Origin of the sequence: Brevibacillus fluminis (assembly GCF_052072235.1) — a bacterium.
Lineage (GTDB): Bacteria > Bacillota > Bacilli > Brevibacillales > Brevibacillaceae > Brevibacillus_D > Brevibacillus_D fluminis_A.
This window is the reverse complement of sequence record NZ_CM125436.1, coordinates 4102016-4125875: the sequence shown is the minus strand read 5'-3', so window position 1 is coordinate 4125875 and position 23860 is coordinate 4102016. Positions and strand designations below refer to the sequence as shown.

20 protein-coding genes and 1 pseudogene are annotated in these 23860 nt (G+C 51.1%); 12 read left to right on the top strand and 9 right to left on the bottom strand.

The genetic code is table 11. The annotated features are described in order from the left end of the window. Positions 1-40 precede the first annotated feature (40 nt). Positions 41-775, top strand: coding sequence for an AAA family ATPase (locus tag ACTID9_RS20530; protein ID WP_441066737.1), 735 nt, complete (start codon positions 41-43; stop codon positions 773-775). Here ACTID9_RS20530 and trmB read toward each other — a convergent pair. Then, positions 714-1406 (bottom strand): tRNA (guanosine(46)-N7)-methyltransferase TrmB, encoded by a 693-nt coding sequence (trmB, locus tag ACTID9_RS20525; RefSeq protein ID WP_441066736.1) that lies wholly within the window; start codon positions 1404-1406, stop codon positions 714-716. The genes ACTID9_RS20530 and trmB overlap by 62 nt on opposite strands. A 128-nt stretch (positions 1407-1534) precedes the next feature. Between trmB and ACTID9_RS20520 the strand changes: the two genes are divergently transcribed. The 3 genes from ACTID9_RS20520 (at position 1535) to ACTID9_RS20510 (ending at position 4733) form a co-directional block, all read left to right on the top strand. Then, the gene (locus tag ACTID9_RS20520; protein ID WP_441066735.1) at positions 1535-2467 is read left to right on the top strand and encodes a hypothetical protein; all 933 of its coding nucleotides are present in this window, start codon (positions 1535-1537) and stop codon (positions 2465-2467) included. Between the two features lie 465 nt (positions 2468-2932). Further along, positions 2933-3463: an RNA polymerase sigma factor gene (locus ACTID9_RS20515; RefSeq protein ID WP_441066734.1), complete on the top strand. Its 531-nt coding sequence runs from the start codon at positions 2933-2935 to the stop codon at positions 3461-3463. After that, the gene (locus tag ACTID9_RS20510) at positions 3453-4733 is read left to right on the top strand and encodes a DUF4309 domain-containing protein (RefSeq protein ID WP_441066733.1); all 1281 of its coding nucleotides are present in this window, start codon (positions 3453-3455) and stop codon (positions 4731-4733) included. Before ACTID9_RS20515 ends, ACTID9_RS20510 begins: the two co-directional genes overlap by 11 nt. Before the next feature lie 126 nt (positions 4734-4859). On the opposite strand, the gene ilvD is transcribed toward ACTID9_RS20510, so the two are convergent. From ilvD to ACTID9_RS20485, 5 genes are all read right to left on the bottom strand, one after another. After that, positions 4860-6536: a dihydroxy-acid dehydratase gene (gene ilvD, locus ACTID9_RS20505; RefSeq protein WP_441066732.1), complete on the bottom strand. Its 1677-nt coding sequence runs from the start codon at positions 6534-6536 to the stop codon at positions 4860-4862. 150 nt (positions 6537-6686) lie between these two features. Beyond that, on the bottom strand, positions 6687-7841 hold the full coding sequence (locus ACTID9_RS20500) for a Ger(x)C family spore germination protein (protein WP_441066731.1): 1155 nt from the start codon (positions 7839-7841) through the stop codon (positions 6687-6689). Between the two features lie 3 nt (positions 7842-7844). Further along, the gene (locus ACTID9_RS20495) at positions 7845-9287 is read right to left on the bottom strand and encodes a spore germination protein (RefSeq protein ID WP_441066730.1); all 1443 of its coding nucleotides are present in this window, start codon (positions 9285-9287) and stop codon (positions 7845-7847) included. After that, positions 9284-10369, bottom strand: coding sequence for a GerAB/ArcD/ProY family transporter (locus ACTID9_RS20490; protein ID WP_441066729.1), 1086 nt, complete (start codon positions 10367-10369; stop codon positions 9284-9286). Before ACTID9_RS20490 ends, ACTID9_RS20495 begins: the two co-directional genes overlap by 4 nt. Before the next feature lie 215 nt (positions 10370-10584). Further along, positions 10585-10959, bottom strand: a complete 375-nt coding sequence (locus ACTID9_RS20485; protein WP_441066728.1) for a hypothetical protein — start codon at positions 10957-10959, stop codon at positions 10585-10587. Positions 10960-11065: 106 nt separating this feature from the next. On the opposite strand from ACTID9_RS20485, the gene ACTID9_RS20480 reads away from it, so the two are divergent. After that, a complete protein-coding gene (locus ACTID9_RS20480) occupies positions 11066-11842 on the top strand; it encodes an inositol monophosphatase family protein (RefSeq protein WP_441066727.1) in 777 nt (258 codons plus the stop codon). Positions 11843-12115: 273 nt separating this feature from the next. Here the strand turns inward: ACTID9_RS20480 and ACTID9_RS20475 are convergent, their stop codons facing one another. Next, complete coding sequence (locus ACTID9_RS20475) at positions 12116-13414, bottom strand: hypothetical protein (protein WP_441066726.1); 1299 nt, start codon at positions 13412-13414, stop codon at positions 12116-12118. A gap of 286 nt (positions 13415-13700) precedes the next feature. On the opposite strand from ACTID9_RS20475, the gene ACTID9_RS20470 reads away from it, so the two are divergent. The 3 genes from ACTID9_RS20470 to ACTID9_RS20460 all read left to right on the top strand — a co-directional run bounded on the left by ACTID9_RS20470 (position 13701) and on the right by ACTID9_RS20460 (position 18332). Next, entirely contained in the window at positions 13701-17018 is a 3318-nt protein-coding gene (locus ACTID9_RS20470; protein WP_441066725.1) for a DNA translocase FtsK, read from the top strand. 46 nt (positions 17019-17064) lie between these two features. Beyond that, positions 17065-17463 (top strand): hypothetical protein, encoded by a 399-nt coding sequence (locus ACTID9_RS20465; RefSeq protein WP_441066724.1) that lies wholly within the window; start codon positions 17065-17067, stop codon positions 17461-17463. A 125-nt stretch (positions 17464-17588) separates the two neighbouring features. Continuing rightward, the gene (locus tag ACTID9_RS20460) at positions 17589-18332 is read left to right on the top strand and encodes an IclR family transcriptional regulator (protein WP_441066723.1); all 744 of its coding nucleotides are present in this window, start codon (positions 17589-17591) and stop codon (positions 18330-18332) included. Positions 18333-18396: 64 nt separating this feature from the next. Here the strand turns inward: ACTID9_RS20460 and ACTID9_RS20455 are convergent, their stop codons facing one another. Then, positions 18397-18684, bottom strand: a complete 288-nt coding sequence (locus ACTID9_RS20455) for a transposase (RefSeq protein ID WP_441072672.1) — start codon at positions 18682-18684, stop codon at positions 18397-18399. 694 nt (positions 18685-19378) lie between these two features. Between ACTID9_RS20455 and ACTID9_RS20450 the strand changes: the two are divergent. Further along, positions 19379-19510 (top strand): annotated as a pseudogene (locus tag ACTID9_RS20450) (hypothetical protein); the annotation flags it as partial. A 298-nt stretch (positions 19511-19808) separates the two neighbouring features. Here ACTID9_RS20450 and ACTID9_RS20445 read toward each other — a convergent pair. Further along, positions 19809-20156: a helix-turn-helix domain-containing protein gene (locus tag ACTID9_RS20445; RefSeq protein ID WP_441066722.1), complete on the bottom strand. Its 348-nt coding sequence runs from the start codon at positions 20154-20156 to the stop codon at positions 19809-19811. A 343-nt stretch (positions 20157-20499) separates the two neighbouring features. On the opposite strand from ACTID9_RS20445, the gene ACTID9_RS20440 reads away from it, so the two are divergent. The 3 genes from ACTID9_RS20440 (at position 20500) to ACTID9_RS20430 (ending at position 23721) form a co-directional block, all read left to right on the top strand. Continuing rightward, a complete protein-coding gene (locus tag ACTID9_RS20440) occupies positions 20500-21321 on the top strand; it encodes a hypothetical protein (protein WP_441066721.1) in 822 nt (273 codons plus the stop codon). 42 nt (positions 21322-21363) lie between these two features. Further along, positions 21364-21924 (top strand): copper amine oxidase N-terminal domain-containing protein, encoded by a 561-nt coding sequence (locus ACTID9_RS20435; RefSeq protein ID WP_441066720.1) that lies wholly within the window; start codon positions 21364-21366, stop codon positions 21922-21924. Between the two features lie 249 nt (positions 21925-22173). After that, complete coding sequence (locus tag ACTID9_RS20430) at positions 22174-23721, top strand: Ig-like domain-containing protein (RefSeq protein WP_441066719.1); 1548 nt, start codon at positions 22174-22176, stop codon at positions 23719-23721. Positions 23722-23860 lie beyond the last annotated feature (139 nt).

Here is a 23860-nt window from a genome sequence, read left to right as displayed (position 1 = left end):
AAGAACTGGTAACAAGTTTAGGCGAGGAGGAAGGAAACAGATGTACTTGAAAAGCGTAACGATTTTGCGGGACCAATTTCCCGAGAAAAGTCAGGACTATCCGTTTACGATTCCGTCATTGGCAAAAGTCGATACGATTGAATTCCCCCGCAACGTCACATTTTTTGTCGGCGAGAACGGATCAGGCAAATCGACGCTTCTGGAGGCGATCGCGTACCAGTGCGAGTTCAACACCGGGAGCGGGGGGCGCAACAATTATTATCATGTTGACCGGGGGGAAGCGGCGTTTGGCGACTACATCCGGCTGTCCTGGCTGCCGAAAATGACGCAAGGTTTCTTTTTGCGGGCGGAGAGCTTTTATCAATTTGCCAGCCATGTCGATGAAACGGCACGGTTGGCAGTAAGAGGCTATGAAGCGTATGGGGGCAAGTCGCTGCACGAGCAGTCGCATGGGGAAGCATTTCTGGCGTTGTTCACACATCGATTCGGGAAAAAGGGAATTTATTTGCTGGACGAGCCGGAGGCGGCGCTATCGCCGGCGCGACAGCTTTCCCTGCTCGCGGTCATGCGGAGATTGGAGAGGGAGGGAGGATCGCAATTTATCATTGCGACCCATTCTCCGATTTTGTTGGGGTATCCGGGGGCACAGATTTTATCCTTTGATTCGGCCCCGCTGCGAGCGATCGCCTACGAAGAGACGGATCACTATCAGATTACGCGCCGCTTTCTGGAGAATCGGCAGCGGTTTTTGACAGATCTGTTTGACGAGGGGTAGCGAACGCTTCCGTGCGGTAAATACGTTGGCCGCGCTCGGAAAAACGCTGTTCATATTCGGTCATCACATTGCCTTCTGCCTGTGCGGACCGATGCAGGTCGAAGGTGATGTTGTGCAGCTGAAAGCCTTCGTTGGCAAATTGGTTGAGCGAAAACTCGAACAAGCCTTCGTTATCGGTTTTCAGCTCGATGTGGCCGTCTGGTGCAAGCACGCTGCGGTACAGCGCGAGAAACGTTTTATAGGTGAGACGACGCTTGTAATGGCGCGCCTTTGGCCACGGATCGCTGAAATTGAGATAAATGCAGGCGAGTTCGCCTTCCGCAAACAGGTCGGAAAGCATCGCCGCATTATACTGAACCATCGCCAAATTGGGAATGGTCTGCATCTCGGTCTTCTGCGCGGAGCGCAAAATCACTTCAGCCTTCAGCTCGATGGCGATGAAATTGCGTTCCGGATGGCGCGCGGCCAGCGTCGTGATGAAACGGCCTTTCCCGCAGCCGATTTCGACATGGATCGGGTTGTCATTGCCAAAATGCTCGCGCCACTTTCCTTTCAACAAGGTCGGGCTGGCGACAAATACAGGGTATTGGCGCAATGTTTCCTCAGCGCCAGGAATATTTCGTAAACGCATAAGTTCCTCCTTAACTGCCTCACTATCTATACCAATTTATAATCTAAGCTGATCGGATTGCAAGACAAAAGATTTGGCTTTGATGTGGTACAATAGATGAGGTATGACGATGGAAGGGGAGAAGCTTCATGGCATTTCAATTAAATAGAGACGAATTGCAAAAAAATGGACGGGTCCATTTCGGTGATTGGGTAGAGCCGGCATTGGTTCAAATAGAGCGCGCGATTCAACAGCTGGAAGAAGAAGGCGGCCAGCAGGTGGTGCAGTCCGGGCGCATCATCGCGCTGCGGGCCACCGATACGAACAGAGCCTACTCCGCGTTCAAAGCGGCGCTGTATTTGGGCAAATACGATGATATGGCGAACAAGGAGCGCTTTCTCACCAAAATGGTCAAGGCGCACCATTCGTATGAACCGATCCGCGGCGAGTCGATCCTGTTCATGTTCGTCGGCGTGGGCAAGCCGGTGTACGATCACTTGGTGACGTATACGGTGGGACGTCCATCGCGTATCGCAGGCGGGCAGCGCGCCAATTTGCCGTGGGGCTATGAGGTTCCGGCGGAGGCAAGAGACCCGCAAGCCTACATCGACCGCGCGATGCCGATGATCCAGGAAGTCGTTGAATTGACCAAACGCGATGCGGAACGCCCTTCCGAGCAGCTCCAGGCAGCGCGTTCGCTCTTGCCAGTCGGTTATATCATGCCGCCGTTTTTGATGGAATTCAGCGAAGAAGCACTGATCAAAAACGTGTTCCGCCAACGCTTGTTCGAGCGCGGCGCACAAGGCGCAACCGTCGATGTCGTCGGCGACATGTTCGAATGCTGCCTCAAGCTCGACCGCACCAAATGGGAGACGCTGCGCGATTACCACGGTCCGCACACGGTCGCATGGGAAAAGGCGATGCGCACCCTGCGGGACAAGCAGCTGACGATCGATGACCTTTTCACGCTGGCGGAGCGCAACCTGTCCCCGGAAGAGCGCGGCAGCACCAATCTGTACGAACTCTTGATGCAAACCGTCGGCAAAGAAGCCCCGACCATGTGGGAAAAAATGAACAAATAACGGAAAAAACTTTCCCCCGCACGCAACATCGGGGCGATTCATGGAAAAACTTCTATTGAAGATCATTTCAATAGAAGTTTTTTTGTTTTGGTAAATGATTCTATTGAAAAGGAAAGGAGCCGTATAAGGAAGACCAGCAGCAAAGGGATTTTCGGAAATAAGTGGAGCGGCGCCTTTACGATGCCCGCTCAGGCGTAGCGGAAAAGGGAAACATCTTTTGCGCCCCCTATCATCATCGAGATACTCCCGCCGCGCAGCGTGTGGCATTGGGGCGCAGTTTCCCTTTTTCCGCGGAGCCGGTCATCACAGACCCCCAGCAGGCATCGTAACAGCGCCGCGCAACTTGTTTCCGAAAATCCCCGGGCCTCCACTACAGCAACTATTTATTTTTTCGCGGAAAGTGTAATATCCGAAACATGGTATCGTCTAATTCCATACCAACCAATCAACAAGGTGGAGGAACAAGTGGACAGACAAGAATCAATCAAGCGATTGTTTGAACTCTACTGTGATGACGTATTCCGGTACCTGGTATATTACACAGGCAGCAGAGACGTGGAAGATATGGTGCAGGAAGTGTTTATCAAAGCGCTCAAAGCCTATGAGACGTTTGCAGGGCGTTCCCATCCCAAAACGTGGCTGTTGACGATTGCGCGCAATACGGCGATCGACTTCGCGCGAAAAAATCGCAGGTGGAGCTTTTTGCCCGAAAGCTGGCTTGCAAACGTGCAGGCCAATGAGCAAGCCCCCGATGAAATCGTGACGCAAGGCGAAGAGAAGGCGCAGCTGTATGCAGCCTTGTCCCGGCTCAAGCCCAACTATCGCGAGGTGCTGATCCTGCGCGGAATCAAGGAGCTGTCAGCGGCCCAAACCGCTGAAATTTTGGACTGCAGCGAGAACAAAGTCAACGTTACGATGCACCGCGCGATGAAAGCATTGAGAGCACAGATGGGCGATTATGCGGATGAAAGGGAGTTGATCAAGCATGTCCGATAAAACAGGCCAGGAATTGCTGCAAAAGCTTCGGGAACTGCCGGGATTTTCACTGGACAAGGAAAAAAAGCAACAAATACTGGAGAACGTCATGCAGGAGGAAAAACGCTACATGAGACAGACGCGCACGAGAGGATCATTCTCTCTCCTCGGCAAAGGGATCGCGGTATGCGCGCTCGTCGGCGCGGTATGGGTCGGCGCGTCCGTGATGAAGCATCAGGACCAGCAGGTAGCGCAAGCGCCGCTGCCGGAGTCGGTTACCGCGAAACAGCCTGACCCGTCGCTTGCCACGACGCCATCGCCTGTGCCTACGCAAAATCAGGTGCCACCGGCCCAATCCGATCCGGCTGCCCCGATCGCAACCGCTGAAAGAGACGGCTCGCTGCTCAAGCAGCTGTTTGCGCTGTCGCGCCAAGGGCAGGTGGAGAAGGGCGGCATTTCCGTCGAGAACTCGGCGATTGACACGTATGAAAAACAGTGGGGCAAGCCTGACGCGACTCGTTTCGAAGATGGTCTCACCTTTAACACCTACACCAAGAAAGGGCTGGATATCGGCTTTAACAAAGGCATGCAGGTCGTCGAGATTCGGTACCAGACCCCGGCTCTGACGAAATTGACGATGAAGCAGACCAAGCAAGCGTTAGGGCTGCCGCACAGCATTCATACGACGATCAACGACCAGACCGTCTACGTCTACAAACCGAACGACAAGTATTTGTTCGAGGTCGTATTCCCCGCGGCAACCAAGCAAAAGCCTGATCCTGCGATCCAGTACGTCGTTGTCCGCTATCCGCAAGGCGCGGTCAATCTGATGGCACAGCGAGCGCCAGACGAGCTGCTGGGCGAGCTGAAGACGAACGCGGCTAAAGGCCAGCTGCTTGAAGTTCCGGTTACGGTAGGCAAGTCGATGATCGATGAGATGCAACGGGAATGGGGCAAGCCGTCCCGCCAAGATTTCGTCAATGGCCTGCTGTACTCGGTGTTCCCGGATAAAAGCGTCGTGCTTGCCAGCAACAAAGGGGATCAAATCGTCGAGATCCGTTCGTACGATTACCAGCTCCGTCAAATCACGAAATCGCAAGCGTTGAAAACGTTAGGCAAACCGACGGAAACCGTCAAGATCGGCGATCAGCAAATCGAGGTCTACCAAGTCAGCCCGGATTATCAGCTCAAGGTGGTATTCCCGCTGCCGACCACAGCGATTCCTGACCCGACGATTGATCATGTGAACGTCCTCTACCCGAGAGGAACCGTCAATCAGATGGCCCAATAAGCCATGTACGAAAACAGCTGTCGAGCGATCCGGCCCGGCAGCTTTTGTGCGTTGTGGAAAAGGAAAACCCCCGGTGCTCGCCAAACAGGTTGGCAAGGCCGGGGATTTGTTGTTGGAAAGACAGCTTTAGATTTTCAGGACGCCGCCTTTGCTTGCATTTGTCACGAGCTTGGAATAGCGTGCGAGCAAGCCGGTTTTGACTTTTGGCTCAAAGCCTTTCCATTCCGCTTTGCGGCTCGCCATTTCTTCTTCCGAGATTTTCAGTTCGATGGAACGGGTTTCCATATCGATGCTGACGATGTCGCCATCGTGTACGAATGCGATCGGGCCGCCTTCTGCCGCTTCCGGCGATACGTGGCCGATGCTGATCCCGCGGGATGCGCCGGAGAAACGTCCGTCGGTGACCAAAGCGACTTTGGCCCCGAGTCCCATACCGACGATTTGCGAGGTAGGGGCGAGCATTTCCGGCATACCGGGGCCGCCTTTTGGCCCTTCGTAACGGATGATGACGACGTGCCCTTCTTTTACTTTGCCGTTGGCGATGCCAGCCAATGCTTCATCCTGGGAATCGAAGCAGATTGCCGGACCTTCATGGCGGCGAATCGACGGATCAACCGCGCCTGTTTTGATGATGGAGCCTTCTGGCGCGAGATTTCCGAACAGGACAGCCAAGCCGCCTTTCGCACTGTACGGATTGTCCAGGGTACGGATGACATCGGTATCGGTAATGTCATGGCCCGCAATGTTTTCGCGCAGCGTTTTGCCGGTGACGGTGATGCGGTCGAGGTGCAGCGCGCCTTCTTTTTTGGACAGCTCGTTGAGCACTGCGGTCACGCCGCCTGCATTGTGGCAATCCTCGATATGGTAGTCGGAAGCTGGCGCCAGTTTGCAAATGTGCGGCACGCGCTCTGCGACCTGGTTGATGCGCTCGATCGGGTATTCGAGCCCTGCTTCGTGCGCGATCGCCAGTGTATGGAGAACGGTATTGGTCGAGCCGCCCATCGCCATATCCAATGCGAACGCATCGTCAATCGCTTCCAGTGTCACGATATCGCGCGGCTTGATGTCGCGATCGATCAGTTCCATCAAATGTTTTGCAGTAGACTTGATCAATTCGCGGCGTTCTTCGGAAATCGCGAGGATCGTACCGTTACCTGGCAGCGCCAGTCCCAGCGCTTCGCACAGGCAGTTCATCGAGTTGGCGGTGAACATGCCGGAGCAGGAGCCGCAGGTCGGACAGCCGAATTGCTCCAGCTCTTCCAGCTGTGCGTCATTGATTTTGCCTGCTTGGTACGCGCCAACGCCTTCGAATACGGAGGAAAGCGAAATGGAGCGGCCATCGCTCGTTTTACCGGCTTTCATCGGACCGCCGGACACGAACAGCGTCGGGATGTTGACGCGCAGGGCGCCCATGATCATGCCCGGCGTGATTTTGTCGCAGTTCGGAATACAGATCATTCCGTCGAACCAGTGCGCAGCGACAACGGTTTCCAGGCTGTCCGCGATGATGTCACGGCTTGGCAGGGAGTAGCGCATGCCGATGTGGCCCATGGCGATTCCGTCGTCGACGCCGATCGTATTGAATTCAAACGGCACGCCGCCTGCTTCGCGAACCGCTTCTTTTACCAGCTTGCCGAATTCTTGCAAATGGACATGGCCGGGAATGATGTCGATATAAGAGTTGCAAATCGCAATAAATGGTTTGTCGAAATCTTCGTCTTTTACGCCGGCAGCACGCAGCAAGCTACGGTGCGGTGCACGGTCAAAGCCTTTTTTGATCATATCGCTTCTACGTTTTGGCATAATGGTTAACTTCCTTTCCTATTTGGCGAATCCGGTTTTTCAAATTATCTTACCACTTTAAAGTGCTGCGTAACAACCTAAAAAATCTGAACATTCGTTCAGGACAGGCCGCCAAACGGACCGTTCCGTTTGGGTGAAGCGAGCGGGTTATCAGTGGACAAACTTCAATTCGCCGGAGTTTTTCAGCGTCGCTTTCACTTCGATTTTTTCGAGGGAAGCGGGCGTCAGTTGCAGTTGGCCGTCTTTTTGTAATGTTTTCCACAGCTTCACATTTTGGCGGTACATGATTCTGGAAAAGGAGAAAATGTCTGCGTGCATCTTCAGTCCATGCAAATACGTATCGCGGATTTGCTTCTCGATGAGCTTGGCCGACTCTTTTTCCAGTTTGCTCACGCTTGTTTGCTGGTTCAAATCGCTCAGGCTGCCCGACGTTTCCACTTTGATCGTGAAATAAGGCTTGCCGTCTTTCATCCGGTAGGTGATGGTGGGGCGGGGGTCTTCAAAGACGAGATCGGCGATCGGGTTTTTCCCTTCAAACAGGTTGACAGGCGTGCGGACTGTTTTGGTCGACATCCAGCGCAGGCCGCTTGCTTGCGCGACGGACAGGCAGCCCAGCCATTTCCGCTTGCTCAGCACGCAGACGCCGTTGCGCGTGAGCACCGGGTGTTTCCGTAATTTCGATGTCGTGTACACTTTTTCGTTCTGTGTGGAAAGGCGCGGCAAAATTGTCGTCACGCTTTTTTCGTACAGCTGCGCCTCGAATCGATTGAGCATGACGGGCTGGATATAGGAGCTTTGGCGAAAGACGGTTGTCGGGTCGCCCAATTGGGAAAAGATGGCCGGCGTGTTCATCGTCGGATAGAGCAGCAGCAAGTCTTTGACATTGCTCTGCGCCGTGAATGTCCACCACGTATGCCGGAATTCCCCGTAGCGTGAAAAATTGTCCAGAAAAACATCCAGCCCCAGCTTGAGCGCCCCCTCACCAAAGATCACGGCGCGAATATGGCTCCAGTTTACGCGCTGCTGGGTAAACGAGTAGATGTTGAACGCGGCCTCGTCAAAGGAACGTCCTACACCTTTCAGCACGACCATTTCTTGCCCTGTGCGTCGGCCGCCGCCTTCCATTTTTGCAATGACGGAAATATCGACGAGCTGCAGATAAATTTCATACTGGTTGTTGCGGTAATCGATCCCGAGCGCTGTGGGATAACGAAGATGTTCGATCTCCTTGGAGTTCCAGCAGCCTCCTAACAAAAGCGTCGAACAGAGGAGGAGCACAAAGGCGATTTTGTGACGATAGGCCATCACTCATTCTCCTTGTCTTGTTTGATCGTTCGTCCGGAGCAGCTTCGGGCGGTAATTCAACAGCTTGGTCGGGATCGTCAGGATCGAGCGGAACAAATCTTGCCAGATCAACGGCGAGAATGGCGCGAGATAAGGAACGCCGAAAGAGCGCAAATTGACCAGATACGTGATAATCGCCATCAAGGCGAGCAGGAAGCCATACATGCCCAGTGCGGAGGAGAGCAGCAGGACGAAAAGCCGGACGATGCTCATCGAGCCGACAAGCGATTGGCTGGTGAACGTGAACGTCGCCACCGTACTCGCCGCCACGACAACCAGCATGACGGAAGAAGCGAGCCCGGCGCTGATCGCCGCCTGTCCGATGATGAGTCCGCCCACCACGGACAAGGTTTGGCCGACCGCGAGCGGCAGGCGCAGACCGGCTTCTTTAAACAGCTCAAACAAAATGATGATAAGCAGCGCCTCCAGCGGAACAGGCATCGGGATTCCTTGCCGCGCCACGACAACGGTGGCAAGCAAGGTAAACGGCAGCTGGTCCTGATGGTAGGTGGACAATGCGACCCAGAAGCCGGGCAGGAAAACGGCAAGGATGAAGCCGAGAAAGCGAAGCAGCCTCTCCAGCCAAACGAAATAAAAGAAGCTGTGCGTATCCTCGGGCGAGGACAGCAAATACGTAAAATTCGCAGGCGCGATCAAGACGGTGGGTGAGCCATCCACCAAAATCAGCACGCGTCCGGACATCAGGGAGCTGACGGCATAGTCCGGACGCCCGGTATACGCGACCTCGGGAAAAAACGAATAGGTCCGCTTGACCAAAAACTCTTCGATATTGGTCGAGGAAATGACGGCGTCGATCTGAAACTGGTTGAGGCGCTCGCGGATTCGTTCGACGAGATCGGGAGCGCATATGTCTTGGACGTACATAATCCCGACGCGCGTCTGGCTCCGCTTGCCGATGACGAACTGCTGGTAGTGCAGCGAATTGCTGCGCACCCGTTGGCGGATCAGGCCGATATTGACTCCGATTTGCTCGATAAAGCCATCTTTTGCCCCACGGATCGAAATTTCCGTATTCGGCTCTTCCGGCGACCGTTTGGGGTGATTGGCCATGTCGAGACTCATCAGCCGATCGATATGACGCCAGTAAATCAGCAGCTCTCCTGCAAAGACGCGGTCCACGATCTCATGCTCCATGTCATCCGGGTCAAACATGCGGAGGGGCAAGGAAATCGCTTGTTCAATATCGAACAGCGTTGGGGGCAATTGCTGCTCGGAAAGCCGCCGCATGGCCGGAAAGATCAACCGGTTGACTTGTTCCAGATCGCAAAGGCTATCGCAGTAGACGATCAGGGCAGACGCATGATCGTCCTCAAACCCCATTTTCAACCGGCTGAAGGAAACATCTGCACAACCGTCAAACAGTTCGAAGAGGAGCTGTTCGTTCATGAGCTGACGGTCCTTTTGTTTTTGGCAAACACAACCATCACGAAAAGCGTGACGGCGAGCGTAAACGAGAGGATCATGCTGACGGGAAGAAGCGTGCTGAGCGCCTTGATAAACATAACATCGTTATACGGCAAATAAATCGTTGCCGCCAAAAGCAAAAAGAGCCCGCCCATGATCGCTGTGCGCTTTTTGCTTACAGGAACCATGTACAGATCGGGAATCAGAAACATCGTCAGGGAAATTCTCGTATAGGCGCCGGTCAGCCACTGATAGATCGAGAGGAAGTCCAGATGCTCGATATACCGTCCGAGGCTGACCAGGCGCCACTCTTCATAGGCGGGATAGCGCATCGACTGAGCGCGATCCAAACCGAATTCGCTGATGGAGCCAAGCAATGGGCCGACAATCAGGCCAGCCAACATCACGCTGATCATCAGGAGGCCGCCCGTCCTCGGCGGCTTGCGCAGATGGTGCTGCTGGAAGAGTATAATCGTCAATTCGGCAAGACTGGAACAGACAAACAGGACACCGTGCCAAACAGGGTCCCACCCGTTTTCCAGCATCGGCATGATATCCTTGTAGTCTTTGTGCTGCATGTTGGCTGACATGACAAAAAAGCCGAAAAGAACGACGAGGGGAAGCGTGATCCCCGCGGAAAGAGCGATGCTGCGAATCCCGCTGTGCGCGTTGTAAAAGCAGAGGCCAACAAGCAAGATCGCCAAAAAAATAGCCGGTGACTGCGGAAAATAAGAAATTCGCGTCCAATTGACGGTGTCCGCCAATGTGAGTGCTGCCATCCAGAACAAGTACAAGCTGGCAAGAGTCGCGTACAAACGAGCGACAAACGTGCCGTAGCGGGCTCTTAACCATTCATAGGGATGCTGCATCTGCAATTTGCGCATTGTGAAATGGAGCAGTAGGATATAAGGGACCAGCAGTCCCAGCCCGATGAGAACCGAAAGCCAGCCATCTCGCCCCGCTGCATCCAGAAGCAAGGGGATAATGATGACATGATTCAACAAGCCGATCGTCAGCATCAATAGCGTACCGAGTTGATAGGAAGAGATGGTATCTTGTTTCATGGGCACGACCTCGTAGGAAGAATTCGCGCGCTGTGCGCGGATGCAATCGCTAGTAGCGTATCCCAAAAACGGCAGCTTCATTAAATTTTTACAGTTTTGGAGGGGGAAGGATGATTGAAGAATTTTGTGTGGTAGTGGAAAATGGAGAGGAGGTTTCGGAACAGACTGATCGCGCACGGCACCGGAACCTTTATGCTGTTGGGAAGCCCGCAGGACTAAATGGCCTGCAAGCCGCCCAAATCGGAAATATAGGCAAGCATTTTCGATGAGAGCGGAACGATAAATTCCATGTCCTCCCGCTCAACGACACCGGAGCGCGTGACGATCCGCACCCATTTTGCTGTCAGTTTGTAATAGTCGGAAGAAAATTCCGATCGAATAAATTCGGCCTGATGCCGAAATGACACATTTTTGGATGGGACGGTCACAGGCAGCATACTCAATATATCAGCCAGAAAGAGATGGTATGTGGTGTGCGGCTTCTGGAAGACAAGCTCTTTGCTGGTGACGGAGCATGACAAGCTGTTCGTCATCTGCGTCAGCTTCAACTCGCCTTCCAGGTTTTTCAAGCGAATAAAATCTGCGTTCATCGGCACTTCCCTCCTTCCGTCAGGCTGATGATCTCTTCATCATAGCGAATGACAGAAAGGGTGTGCAAGGGAAATGATTGAGAGAAACGGTAAAGGAGTCCTGACCATGATTGAAATCGCCATACAGGCCGCACGTGCAGCAGGAAGCTATTTGAAGGAATGTTTCAATGAAAAATCGATACCGGATGAAGAGCTGCACAATGATGTGAAGCTGCCGGAGGATAAGGAAAGCGAGCGGCGCATTATCGAAGTGCTGCACCGGCATTTTCCTGCTCATTCGATTTACTCGGAAGAAGTCGGCGCGCTGGATCGGGAGGAAGAATACTTGTGGATCATTGATCCGCTCGACGGAACGAACAATTACTTTATCGGCTATCCGTATTTTTCCGTCTCCATCGCGTTGCAGCACGCGGGGGAGATCGTTCTCGGAGTGGTTTATAATCCGATCGCCGATCAAATGTTTTGGGCGGAGAAAGGCAAGGGCGCGTTTCTCAATGGCAACCCGCTTCACGTAAACGAACGCGCTGAGCGGAAGATGGCTGTGGGCACGTATGTGCGCGGCCGCCATTCGGTGACGCGCGAGCAGGAGCTGGCATTTACGGAGCCGTTTATGCTGGAGACGAAGCGGCTGATGCGCAACGTCGGACCGGCGCTCGACTGGTGCCTGTTGGCGCGCGGATGGATCGACTATGTCGTGATGCAGAAATCCGGCATTATGGATGTGGCCGCCGGCATTTTGATCGCCCAGGAGGCGAATGCGCGCGTGACCTATTGGGACGGATCGCCGTATCAACATCAGCCGTTTGACGAGACCCATCTGCCATCGCTTCTGGCAACAAACGGTGTTTTGCATGAAGAACTGCGGAAATTGATTGCGGAATAAGGGAAGAACCCGAGCGTTGCCGACACAGCAGCCGCTCGGGGTTTTATTTTTCCAGTACCCAGCGAAAATGGGAAGGGATGCGTGAGCACCAAAGTACGATGGAATGCTTGCTGGTATGGGCAACGAGGACAGCGCGGCAGATGGGACAGAACTCCAGTTGTTTACCTTTCATTTCTATCATCCTCTGTTAAGAAAACTGACATATAAAATATTGTAACAAAAAAACAGCTGCCGGTATATGCCGGACAGCTGTTTTTTCTAAGGTCAAACCGATTATTTCGTTGGCGCCGGTGCTGCAGGAGTGGTTACCGGGGCTGCTTCACCTTCGTCGCTGTAAAGATCGTCCCAGTATTTTTGCTCCTCGTCATGATTTTCCTTTACGGATTTCAGGATCGCGTACAGGTAGCCTTTTTCATTGAAGTTGCCCAGCGCTTTTTCATCCTTGTAGATCGTATCGAGCGTGACAGCCTCAGTTGCGTTCGGATAAGCGATTTGCGGCGCTTTGCCGTAGTTCCATACCAAACTGTTGGACTCGAAACCGATCGTGATCGGCTCTTTGACGGTCTCCACTTTTGGATCGAATGTCACTTTCACCGTTGCTTTTTGGCTGACAGGAAGTTTGTCGGAGCCAATCAGGTAATCAAAGTCCAGATTGACAGCGAGCAGGCCTTCTTGTTTCGCCAATTCTACGACTTTGTCTACCGGGTAATCTTTTTGTGTTTGCGCCAGCCAGCCTTTCAGGAACGCGATGCCCATGTCGACGGACGTTGTTGCTTCCGCTCTCAATTGCTCATCGGTCAACGGTTTTTCCGGCGGGGTGGTGTCTTGTTCGAACTTGCTGAACAATGTAGCAACATCGATTGCAAATGCGCGCACATCTGCGTTGGCAGTTGCATCATTTGCGGTATAGTAGAACATTTTGATCAGTTCTTTCATGTCGAGCGAAATAGCGATGTGAGTTGCCTGAACGGATTCGCCATTTGGCAGCTTGACGGTTTCCGTACCCAGGTTTTTCACTTGGGACAAGGTGTAGCCGTATTTGGAGATGTACTTTTTCAGGAATTCAAGCGTCAGCTTGTTCAGCTTATCTTGGAAATCTTTGAATTTTTTCGCGTCGATTTCCGTGTTTTGCAACGGGCTGGTGTTGTCGATCAGCAAGTATTTCGCATCGATCGGGGATTTGACGTACAGCTTGGTGTCGTCGATCAGCAGATCAGCAGCAGCTTTTTTGTCGCCGGTCCACAGATTTTTTTCGCGGAGCGGCTTGTCGTCGTTGGCGGTAAAGGTGATTTTCGCGTGGTGCAAATCGGTTTGCACGCCTTGGAGCGTCACGCCTGCTGCCAGCGCGCGAAGCACGGTGGTCATTTCTTTTTTCTCGTCGCTTGTCATGGAAGCGTCCGGCAGTTTCTCCAGCTTGTCTACATCGGCAAGCAGTTTCAAAGAACCTTGGAATTCATAGTTTGGCTTGTCGATGGTCGCAACGACAGAATCGCGGACAAGCGCTGCTTGTCCCGAACATCCTGTCAAGAGCAGCAACATGGCCAGGAGTAAGAAACTCCCTTTTTTAAGCATAGGTTTTCCTCCTTCTGTATGTAACAGCAAAATGAAACCCGCGCCAAACCGATGGCGGGGCGAGGCTGAAATAAGCCTACTCTTATTACTACGGCATTTTGAAAAAAATGTTTCACATTTTGTGAAAAAAAGGGAAAGGCTGAGAATGCTGACTTTCCCCACTTTTGTGTACTCATTCGCATAATTGCGTTATGATTATACTAAAAGTAGCGAATTTCAAGGGGTAAATTGAGGCAAAACGCCGAATTCATAGAGCAGGGAAGTAATTGTTAGAGGGGCGTAGCACATGTGGACGTGGTTAAAAAACTTATTGAATGCAGTGCGTGGCATGGAGTGGGAGGACGAGCAGCAAGACACGCAAGTCCGGACGCAGCAGCCGGTGCAGTATACACAAAATGGGCAAAATTTACGGGTTCAAGCGAAAGCGAAAAGCATTTATCCGAAGGAAAGGCAAGGGAGCGTGCAGCCTGAGAGCAGACTGCCGGAAAAGCCGCGGCAATTCCGTTTTCCGGTCATTCCTGACGCGAAAAAGGAGCAAAAGACGGATGCGGACGTGACGACCTCACATCAGCAGGTCGATGCCTTTGGCGGACGAGAGCGGTCGCGGCCAGTCGAAAAGGCTGGGCAGACGGATCATCAACGGCGTGGGTCCGAGCGAACCGGTGCCGGCGATCGCCAAAGACAGGCGGAGCGCGAAGCGGCACGGGAACGGCAGCGGAAGCACGAGCCAGCGAGCCCGTTGGAGCAGCAGCGGATGATCCAGCAGCATAAGCGGGAGGCTAAGCAGGCAGCGGAGCAGCCGACGAGCCCGCAAGTTTTTGTGCAGTCGCGGCATCAGTCGGGAGCGAAGAAGCCGTACAAGCCGACAGAAATTTTTTCGCCGATCTATGGCAAAGTGGACCCGCGGCCGCCGAAAAAGAGGACGCCGGACGAACCGCAGCGCAGACAGGAGAGAGAGGAGGCACAGCGGAGGGAAGAAAAGCCGTTGCAGCCGCTCTGGCCGCTCAAAACATCGAGTGAAAAAATCGAAGAACAGACCGCTGCAAGAAACGATGATGCGGCTGCAGAAGTGCCGTTGGGAGCAGGGCGGCTCGCAATCAGTGAGGAGCAAACGGATGGCCGCGCGCTCGAGCTGGGCAATGCAGGACATGGGGGCGCGGTGCACAGTGCACAGACGCCAGAAGGGCTGAGCGCAGCGGTTGCGTCTGAACCGGAGAAACCTCCTGTTTTTGCACATGAGGAAGTACAAAACGTTGTACATCCAGAAACCGAACGGCAAGCAGATACCGTGGCTGATCGTCAGCCGATGATGCAGGCGGGGCATACAGACCATGCACAAAGCCAAGCAAGCCAATCGGTTCCGCAAGTGGAGGACACGGACGCGCCCGATGCGTCGTCGCAACCGGACGAACCAACAACAGCGCGCGAGCACGCGCGGCTCCAACCGCCGGAACCGCTGCAAATTCATATCGGCAAGCTGTTTGAAAACAAACCGATCGCAGTCCATGAAGGGGAGCAGCCTGCAGAAAACGGGCTGAATCAGCCGGTTGAAACGGCGCCCCTTGAAGCAGGCGCAGAGGAGCTGACGGTTGAGGCGATAAGCGAGGCGGAAGCCTTTGCGGCAGAAAGCGCAGCGATGGTTCGTCCGGCCATGGAGGAAGTTGCGGCAGTTCGCCTCGAATCGAACGATGAGGAGCAGGCAGAAGCGCTGTCCTTGCCAGCTGATCCGCTTATGAAGGAAGCAGCCGATCCGTATGCGGGACATGCAGAGATTGCAGGGAGTGCAAGCGCTGCTTGGCAGCTGGCTGAAATGGAACAGGGTGAGGAAGCGGGAGACGACGGTCATGATGGCCTGATGGTAGATGCTGCTTTTTCTGATAGGGCTACTGCCGTTCCTGATGATATGGCTGCAGCGAATCCGCAGTCGGCGTTTACGGAGCGTGACGCCTTCCGGGTGATGCAGCAAATCGAGACGCCGGAGCCGCAGGAAGCATCTGGCGAGGAATTGCATTCAGCTTCGTCTGCACTTCATCAGCCAACTGCAGCGGAAGCAACATATCATGCGGAACAAACCGCCCTGGTCCAACCATTCCCTGCGCTTTCGGCAGATCGCCAGGTCGCTGCCACGCAGGAGGTTTCACCGACGATCCCGGCAGTTGCCGCCGAGCCAACCGAGGCCGAGGGGCTGAGGCCGACCTATCATCCGCCACAGCTCGATCTGTTGATTCCGAGCCCGGAAGCGACGGAGGATGATTTGGAATATACGCATGAACAAAAACGTCTGCTGGAAGAGACGCTCGGCAATTTTAACGTGAACGCAAACGTGGTCGGCATCGTCAAAGGACCGTCTGTCACGCGCTTTGAATTGCAGCCTGCCCCAGGGGTGAAGGTGAACAAGATCACCGGATTGTCGGATGACATCAAGCTGAATCTGTCAGCCAAAGACATCCGCATCGAGGCGCCGATCCCCGGGCGTAACGCCGTGGGCATTGAGGTGCCGAACCAGAAGAGCGAGCCGGTGTTCATCAGCCGGATCATCGGATCGGAAAAATTCCGCAACCATCCGTCACCGCTGGCGATCGCGCTCGGGATGGACATCGGCGGAGAGCCGATCGTGGCCGACATCAAAAAAATGCCGCACGGACTGATCGCAGGTTCAACCGGATCGGGGAAAAGCGTCTGCATCAACTCGATCATCGTCAGCCTCCTGTTCAAGGCAAGTCCGGAACAGGTTCGGCTTTTGCTGATCGACCCGAAAATGGTCGAGCTGGCACCATACAATCACCTCCCGCATCTGATCACGCCGGTCGTCACAGAAGCGAAGCAGGCGACAGCCTCGCTCAAATGGGCGGTGGAGGAGATGGAGCGCCGCTACACGGCTTTCGTCGATGCGGGCGTGCGCGACATCGACCGCTATAACACGACGACAGACGAGCCGTTGCCATACATCGTCATCATCATCGACGAGCTGGCCGACCTGATGATGGTTTCTCCGCAGGATGTGGAGGACTGCATCATCCGCATTGCGCAGAAGGCGCGTGCCTGCGGCATCCATTTGCTGCTGGCGACACAGCGTCCGTCCGTCGATGTCATTACGGGGAATATCAAGGCGAATGTGCCGACGCGGCTTGCCTTTGCGGTCTTTTCGCAGATCGATTCGCGGACGATTCTCGACCAGTCGGGTGCGGAGCGGCTGCTGGGACGCGGGGATATGCTCTTTTTGGAAAGCGGCACGACGCCAGTTCGCCTGCAGGGGAATTTTGTCTCCGACGATGAGATCGAGCGGGTAACCCAAATGATCAAAAAGCAGCGCAAACCGAATTATTATTTCAGCAAGGAAGATTTGGAGCAGCAAGTCCAGTCATTCGATGCAGGGGATGACCCGCTTTATTTGGAGGCCCTGCTGTTTGTCGCAGACCAGGGACAAGCCTCTGCTTCCGCGCTGCAGCGCCGTTTTCGGGTCGGGTACAACCGGGCGGCCCGCCTGATCGAGATGATGGAGGCGGAAGGCCATGTGGCCGGACAGTCCGGCGGTAAGCCGCGGGCGGTATTGATCACGCGCGAAGACGCTCAGGCATTAACAGAAGGAACCAGTCTGTTATAGAATAGGATTATCGTGTTCTACTTTTGGATAAGGTGGTTAATGCCTGATGGATCATGTGGCCAAAAAATACCGTGCGATAACCGACGAGCTGGTGCTGTTTCACGATGAATATTACGTAAGCGTGCTGCGCGTGTCGCTTGCCAACACGGATGAAGCGAGGCTCGGCGAAATCTTCAATGAGCTGTATGCCTTCTCCCATGCGGATGTGGAGCTTGAGATCGATATTTCCGAAGAGCGGCAAGGAACCTGGTATCTGCAATTCCTGGTTCCTTACATGCTCACGCTGTCGGACGCCGCAATCAAGAGGATTACCCGCGGTTCGGAAGCCTTGCAGAACTATCTGGACGAGCGGGGAATCAGCCTCGATGTGGAGCTTTTGCGCGGTGCCGACATTTTTGCCTATATGAAACGTTACAATCCGGGCCTTGCGGAAGTGACGAAGTAACAGATTGGCAAAAGCCTCACTTGATCTGTTACAGTCGTGTAGCGTATACTGAATTTTAGAACGAGATTTCACTAGATGAAACGGAAAGAACAGTTGAGAGTGGACATAAGAGTGGAGTGGTACGGATGGATGAGCAAAAATCGACGGTTCGCGCCGTGGAGCGGGCACTGGATATCATGCTCTGTTTTACGGACGCCACCGAGCTGAGCCTGAGCGAGATTGCCAAGCGGATTTCCCTGCACAAAAGCACGGTGCACCGGCTGCTTGCCTCTTTGGAAAGCAAGGGCTTTGTACTGCGCGATTCGCAAACGGACAAGTATCGACTTGGGTTCCGCGTGTGGGAGCTATCGGCCAACCTGACTCATTCGGACGACCCCGCAACGATCTTGCTGCCGGAAATGGAGCGTTTGCGCGAAGGGCTGGGCGAAACGATCAGCCTGTATGTTCGGGACGGGTTGGAGCGCATTCGGATTCAAGCGGTTCAGAGCAACCAGGCGATCCGCCGGGTAGCGCCGATCGGGGCGAGAATGCCGCTTGCAGTCGGGGCTTCGAGCAAGGTGCTGGTTGCTTTTGATGAGCCCACTGTGCTGGAGAGCGTGCTGGCCGATCCGAATTGGCCGGAAACCGTCAATCGCCAAGGGTATCAGGAACAGCTCGCAGAGATTCTCAAGCTCGGCTATGCGATGAGCGTGGAGGAGCGGGAATTGGGCGCAGCTGCGATTTCTGCCCCGATCTTTAATCGGAATGGCAAACTTGTCGCGGCAGTGGCGGTATCGGGGCCGTCCAACCGAATGACGACAGAAGTGATGAAACAGTTTGCCGAGCCGATTATGGAAGCGGCGAAGCGGATGGGAAAAATGCTGAAGTAACAAAAAGGGTGGCCGTTGTTGAACTGCACCCCGTCAAGTAGACAGTACAAAAAATAAAAATCAGTTAAGCGGCCTTGGTCCTGAATTCTATGGGACTGAGGCTGTTTAATTTTTCCTGTAATCGCTCGTTGTTGTAAAAACGGATGTAATCCTCAATGTCTTTTTTGAGTTCCTTAAACGTACTGTATGTACGCAGATAATACCGTTCGCATTTCAGGGCTCCCCAGAAAGCCTCCATTGGGCCATTATCATTGCACCTGCCGACTCGGGACATGCTCTGGTTCACTTCCTTGCCAAACAATTTCTTGAATCGTAAAGAGGTATACTGAAAACCTCGATCACTATGAAGCATAGGCTTGCTTCCACGTGCCATTTTCAGGGCTGCTTTCACCGTTTGGAATACAAGACGATTGCGGTCTGCCGACGCAAATGAAGGGTTAATCGACGATACCCATAGATGCTCCCGACCTGCTCGTGCATGGAGATCATGGCACAAGGTTTTGGTTCTCTATCTCGCGGGAACTGGGTTTGCGATTCAACCATTTGTAATAGCTGGAGCGTCGAATCTTGGCAATTTCACACAATAGCTGCACGCTGAAATGCCCTTCTTGCTGAACAGCTTGAACGGCCAGGTAGACATTCTCCTGTCGGTGTTGGCGTCCCCTCCTTTGAAATTCTTGTAACTTTTTTTAAAATGCATTCTCCGCTCGAAGCCGCTCATTTTCATACTCCAGCTTCTTCATTGCCAGCTTTTGCTGATCTGCTTCGGTTAGCTCTTCTGCTGCCTGATTCCGACCGTGGCGATCCTGCAGGGCATCTTACCCTCCATCCCTGTATTTCTTAACCCATTGATACACTTGAAAATGGCTTGCCGTCGCATGATCGTCATGTTGATGAGCAAGACAGTAGTGAACAATATCGATTCGCTCCTGCCATGTAGTAGTCCGGCCCTTGGTCATAGCTTTTGCTCCTTCTGTTATACGATTGTAAGCTGCTATGACCATTATACTTGTCCACCCAACTCTTGAGTTGAATTTGTAACCAAGGGTGTTATCTCTGAGATTCCGACCTATTCACAAAATTTGTTATGGTATCTGATTAAAACAATGGAGGTTCAGGAGAAGGACTTTTTACAGGTGTTTACGCTCAGAAGCGTTTTGGAAGGTGGGAAATCATAACAGAGCATCCTGCACTTACAGGAGCCCCTGCATACAAGAAGGGATTTCGGATGTCGGTCCTTCAAGCAGTAACAGATCAGGTGTTTGTCATTTATGATGGCTGTCAAAGTAAGATGCTACTTGCTGACGAGTACTAGGCGTTTTAGCAGTGATGCTGATGTTTCACGGAGTCTGTCAACTGAAATATATATTAGATCAGTTAACACTCTGCTAGATGGTGGTCACTTTTTGGGCTGGGAGAGAGGAACATAGAGAATTCGAAACAGAGAAACTGATAGGAGTCGAGGTAAAAGACTGCCTATTTTTTATCTCGAAACAAGAGTAGTTGTTTGATGAAGTTATATACGGCTTCTTGCTCCATTTGCGATCGTCCATGCAGTTGGATAGCGATTTTGTCAATGAAGGTAGAGTCCGATGATTTTAAGGACCGTTCGTATTCGAAGCTGAACAAATCCTCTAGTGTTACATCGAGAGCGGTTGCGATCTTCTCCAAACTGTCGATTGTCGGACTCTTCTCCCCACGCTCTACCTGTCCCAAGTACGAGGGATTTAGCCCCGCTTTAAAAGCCAGTTGCTCCTGGCTTAAGCCCGATCCTTTTCGGAAAAACCTGATTCTATTTCCAACAAGTTGCGCGATTTTACTCACAGTTTTCACCTCTATGAAAACCATAGAGGGTTGAAATTAGAGTAACAACGCACTATAGAAACTATTATTTTTAATGTCTATAGTCATTGAAGTTTAATGTCGATTTCTATATAATTTTTTTGAATCGTGGAAAATCAAGGGATTTGAGTATCAATTTTCATGGTTACATTCGACATTTGCAGACAAGAAAGGAGGCAGTTTTATCTGATTCTCATTTAGAGGGGATGTAAGTCAGCAAGTCGTTTGGTAAACGGTATCACCCCACTAGTTAGATTTTTGTCAAGAGATCAAGAAACAATCGAAATGGAAATTATACCAAAACACTTTGGAAGGTGGAGTCAAAATGGGTTTCGTTAGAGTATTGGGATGGATATTTGTCCCTTACATCATGATTTTATTCCGGTGGAAACTACTAAACACCGCTAAGCGAGTATTTGCAATTCCTTGGGCTTTGGTTGCTTTATTTATGGGGATTGGAATCGTTACCAGTTCAGGACAAGATACGAAACCTACAATGGCAGTATCCTCTCCTGTAAGCAATGAACCAAAGGTTGATGACCAGGCTACAAAAGCAGCCGAGGAACAGGCTAAGAAAAAAGCTGAGGAAGAAGCGAAAGCAAAAGTAGACGCTGAGAAAAAAGCAAAAGAGGAAGCTGAGAAGAAGGCGAAACAAGCGGAGCAAAAATCAGGAACAAAAGTCGCGAATACATTCCAGAATGTAATTCCTCAGTTGGCTGAAGGGCATGAGATGGAAAGTACCACGTACCAATATATCGTGGATCATTATGCCATGTTTCCTGCCAATAACGACAAAGATATTCAACTTGCAACATCCAAAGTGGATTTATCCATTACACCAAAACATCTGACAAAAAATATACAGCCATACTTGGATAAAATGGTTAAATTCACGGGTCAAGTTATTAGTGTCGAAGAAACAAAGCTGGATGATGGAATAGTCACGTATATTCATATTTTGACGCAGGAGGGTGACAACATTACTGGCGTTTACCTGAAAACCACAGGAGATTTGCTGGACGGTGATTATGCAACGATCACAGGCGTACCGACTTTAAACTATTCATTTCCTAACGTAAGTGGTGGCCATACAAACGCCATTATGCTTTCTGCGGCTCATATCCAGAAGGAAATTCAAGCGCAGTAATTCGTTCTAAATTTGGCTCCAGTAGAAACGAGGGATTCATCCATGAAAAAGAGTGCATTATTGATTTTAATAACCGTAGCACTGGCCTTTTCGATGGCTCAGAGTTCCTTTGCGGCAAAAGCGGTTCAGGTTGTTATTAACGGAACAACAAAGCACTTCTCTCAACCTCCCATTATTCAAAATGGTACAACGCTGGTTCCGCTGCGAGATATGTTTGAAGCGCTGGGAGGCGAATTGGTATGGGATGAGGCCAAACAAACCGCTTTTGTGCATAAGGGTGAAACATGTTTATTCGTTGAGATTAATAATGAATACGCAACCGTAGCTCAGTACGAACCTGGTGGGGCATGCAGCAGTCCTGGGATCGTATATATGGGGGTTCCTGCGAAAATTATAAATGGGAAAACGATGGTTCCTTTGCGTTTCGCCAGCGAGTATCTAGGAGCTACAGTACAATGGGATCAACCAAATTACACCATTCGGATTACTACTACACTTGAAGAATCTGCAAACGTTCAACAAAGCAATGTCCCTATTGATGTGAATGGAAGAACGATTCAGGTTAGAGATCGCGTGAAATTTTCATTTTTTATGGGGAAGTAGAAAAGTTTGAAGGAGGGCGCATTTTAGTATATTGGGATTATTATGACCCATCTACCGTAGTAAATGAAAATAATGTGGGTACTTGGGCGATGGTTGCTGGCATTCGCTACAAATCGAGTAGTTGGATTGATGCGAATGTACTGACTGTTGAAAATTGAGTTACAAGAAAAGGCTTACATCTTTGGTAAAAATACCGTATCATCTATCCTAGTTATCCAAAGATGTAAGCTATTTATTAGGGGGAGAAAAATGAGAAGTCGGATTATGTTTGGCGTATTGTTGGTATTTTGTTTGATTGTGCAGTTGATTGCCCCGAGTAGCAGTCATGCTAAAGATGACACGATTGAGTTGCAAGCATGGGGAAAATTGAAAAGTGAACTTCCAGTTGTTACAATGTCATTTAGCCCTGATAGTAAACGGTTAGTCTCGGGGCATGGTAATTATGGAGATACAAAAGTATACCTTTGGGATGTAGAGAATGGAAAGAAGATAAAGGAGTTTGAAGGAAAAGAAACGTCTGGTTATGGCGTGATTTTATCGGATGTACAACTGTCTCCAGATGGCTCAATTCTGGTAGCGACACATACCGGTTCCTCTAGTGACACTGGAAATGGAATAATAGTCTGGGATGTTAAAACAGGTAAGCTTATCCAGTCTAAAGATTTCAGTGCAGATCATGTAGCATTTAGTCCCGATGGGAAAATGTATGTGACATCATTCGAATCACAATTGAAGTTTTGGGATACGCTTACCGGATCGGAACTAATGTCTTTGGAATTCCCATCAAACATCCGTTCCATCGCTTTCCATCCCTCAAACGGTACGATGGCTGTATCCATTGATGGCTCAATAATGATTCGTAATTACAATACCGGAAAGCAGATTACCACACTCTCTACCAAGTCGGATAGTGGAAAAAATGGATATTACAGAGAGAATCTCAATGTTACATTTAGTCAAAATGGAAAGTTTTTACTAACGAATGATGATTATACAGAAAATGATTTGCTAGCGTTTTATGACATTGAAAATAACTATACGAGAATGGAACTTGTTAGTGGTTCTTTTGATAATGGAGCATTGTTTTCGAGTCTTTCTGACTATGTAGTCGCAACTAGTCGTTATAAGGGGACGAACATCTATTCTTTTCCTTCTGGGAATCTAGTAGCCACAGTTGATCATGATAATGATTATAACGGAAAAGCAGCGATCAGTGCTGACTATCAGAATCTTGCCATCCCAAATCTTTATGATATTATTCTCTATGATGCTACAGCGCTTAACCAGAAAAAACTAACTGGAATTCGATTATCACCAAGCTCCTTACAAATCGTTGAGGGAGAGAAAGCTCCAGTAGAAGTAATTGGAGAGTACAGCGATGGTTCCACTGAAAAGATAAAAAAAGACGTAGAATGGGAAACTTCTGATTTCTCAGTTGCGATTGCCGATAAAGGCTATGTTTATGCCAAAGGCACAGGAAGCGCAACGGTCAAGGTTACGTATAAAAAGCTGCAAGCTGAGTTAGAAGTAACGGTAGTAGATAAAAATAGCAACGATCAGTCTATTTTTTCCATAGCCCCGAAAAAGAGTTTTACGCTCCAATTGTCTGGTGGTAAATCACCCTATGAGATCCAGACTGTAGGTAATGGAACTGTAAGCGTAACTGTCAAGAAAGATACGCTCACTATCAAAGGTTTGAAGGAAGGCAGAGATACAGTATTTGTAAAAGATGTAAATGGGGTACAGCTCTCCTTTCAGATAGTAGTTACTCCTTATAAGTTAACTTTCAAAAAGTGAAATGCTATACGAGTTATTACTAATCAGGCTAATTGGGCCTGATTTTTTTTTTGACTTTCCTCTGCAATTTGATTTTTATGGAAAGGCATAGCGTTGCATTAGTATTTTTTGAATTATTCATAATGAATATAAATTTCTG

What these genes read in the sequence shown, in the direction of transcription:
- ACTID9_RS20530 (WP_441066737.1), top strand. Translation starts at nt 41, where the DNA reads ATGTACTTGAAAAGCGTAACGATTTTGCGGGACCAATTTCCCGAGAAA.
- trmB (WP_441066736.1), bottom strand. Translation starts at nt 1,406, where the DNA reads ATGCGTTTACGAAATATTCCTGGCGCTGAGGAAACATTGCGCCAATAC.
- ACTID9_RS20520 (WP_441066735.1), top strand. Translation starts at nt 1,535, where the DNA reads ATGGCATTTCAATTAAATAGAGACGAATTGCAAAAAAATGGACGGGTC.
- ACTID9_RS20510 (WP_441066733.1), top strand. Translation starts at nt 3,453, where the DNA reads ATGTCCGATAAAACAGGCCAGGAATTGCTGCAAAAGCTTCGGGAACTG.
- ilvD (WP_441066732.1), bottom strand. Translation starts at nt 6,536, where the DNA reads ATGCCAAAACGTAGAAGCGATATGATCAAAAAAGGCTTTGACCGTGCA.
- ACTID9_RS20500 (WP_441066731.1), bottom strand. Translation starts at nt 7,841, where the DNA reads ATGGCCTATCGTCACAAAATCGCCTTTGTGCTCCTCCTCTGTTCGACG.
- ACTID9_RS20495 (WP_441066730.1), bottom strand. Translation starts at nt 9,287, where the DNA reads ATGAACGAACAGCTCCTCTTCGAACTGTTTGACGGTTGTGCAGATGTT.
- ACTID9_RS20490 (WP_441066729.1), bottom strand. Translation starts at nt 10,369, where the DNA reads ATGAAACAAGATACCATCTCTTCCTATCAACTCGGTACGCTATTGATG.
- ACTID9_RS20485 (WP_441066728.1), bottom strand. Translation starts at nt 10,959, where the DNA reads ATGAACGCAGATTTTATTCGCTTGAAAAACCTGGAAGGCGAGTTGAAG.
- ACTID9_RS20480 (WP_441066727.1), top strand. Translation starts at nt 11,066, where the DNA reads ATGATTGAAATCGCCATACAGGCCGCACGTGCAGCAGGAAGCTATTTG.
- ACTID9_RS20475 (WP_441066726.1), bottom strand. Translation starts at nt 13,414, where the DNA reads ATGCTTAAAAAAGGGAGTTTCTTACTCCTGGCCATGTTGCTGCTCTTG.
- ACTID9_RS20470 (WP_441066725.1), top strand. Translation starts at nt 13,701, where the DNA reads ATGTGGACGTGGTTAAAAAACTTATTGAATGCAGTGCGTGGCATGGAG.
- ACTID9_RS20465 (WP_441066724.1), top strand. Translation starts at nt 17,065, where the DNA reads ATGGATCATGTGGCCAAAAAATACCGTGCGATAACCGACGAGCTGGTG.
- ACTID9_RS20460 (WP_441066723.1), top strand. Translation starts at nt 17,589, where the DNA reads ATGGATGAGCAAAAATCGACGGTTCGCGCCGTGGAGCGGGCACTGGAT.
- ACTID9_RS20455 (WP_441072672.1), bottom strand. Translation starts at nt 18,684, where the DNA reads ATGCTTCATAGTGATCGAGGTTTTCAGTATACCTCTTTACGATTCAAG.
- ACTID9_RS20440 (WP_441066721.1), top strand. Translation starts at nt 20,500, where the DNA reads ATGGGTTTCGTTAGAGTATTGGGATGGATATTTGTCCCTTACATCATG.
- ACTID9_RS20435 (WP_441066720.1), top strand. Translation starts at nt 21,364, where the DNA reads ATGAAAAAGAGTGCATTATTGATTTTAATAACCGTAGCACTGGCCTTT.
- ACTID9_RS20430 (WP_441066719.1), top strand. Translation starts at nt 22,174, where the DNA reads ATGAGAAGTCGGATTATGTTTGGCGTATTGTTGGTATTTTGTTTGATT.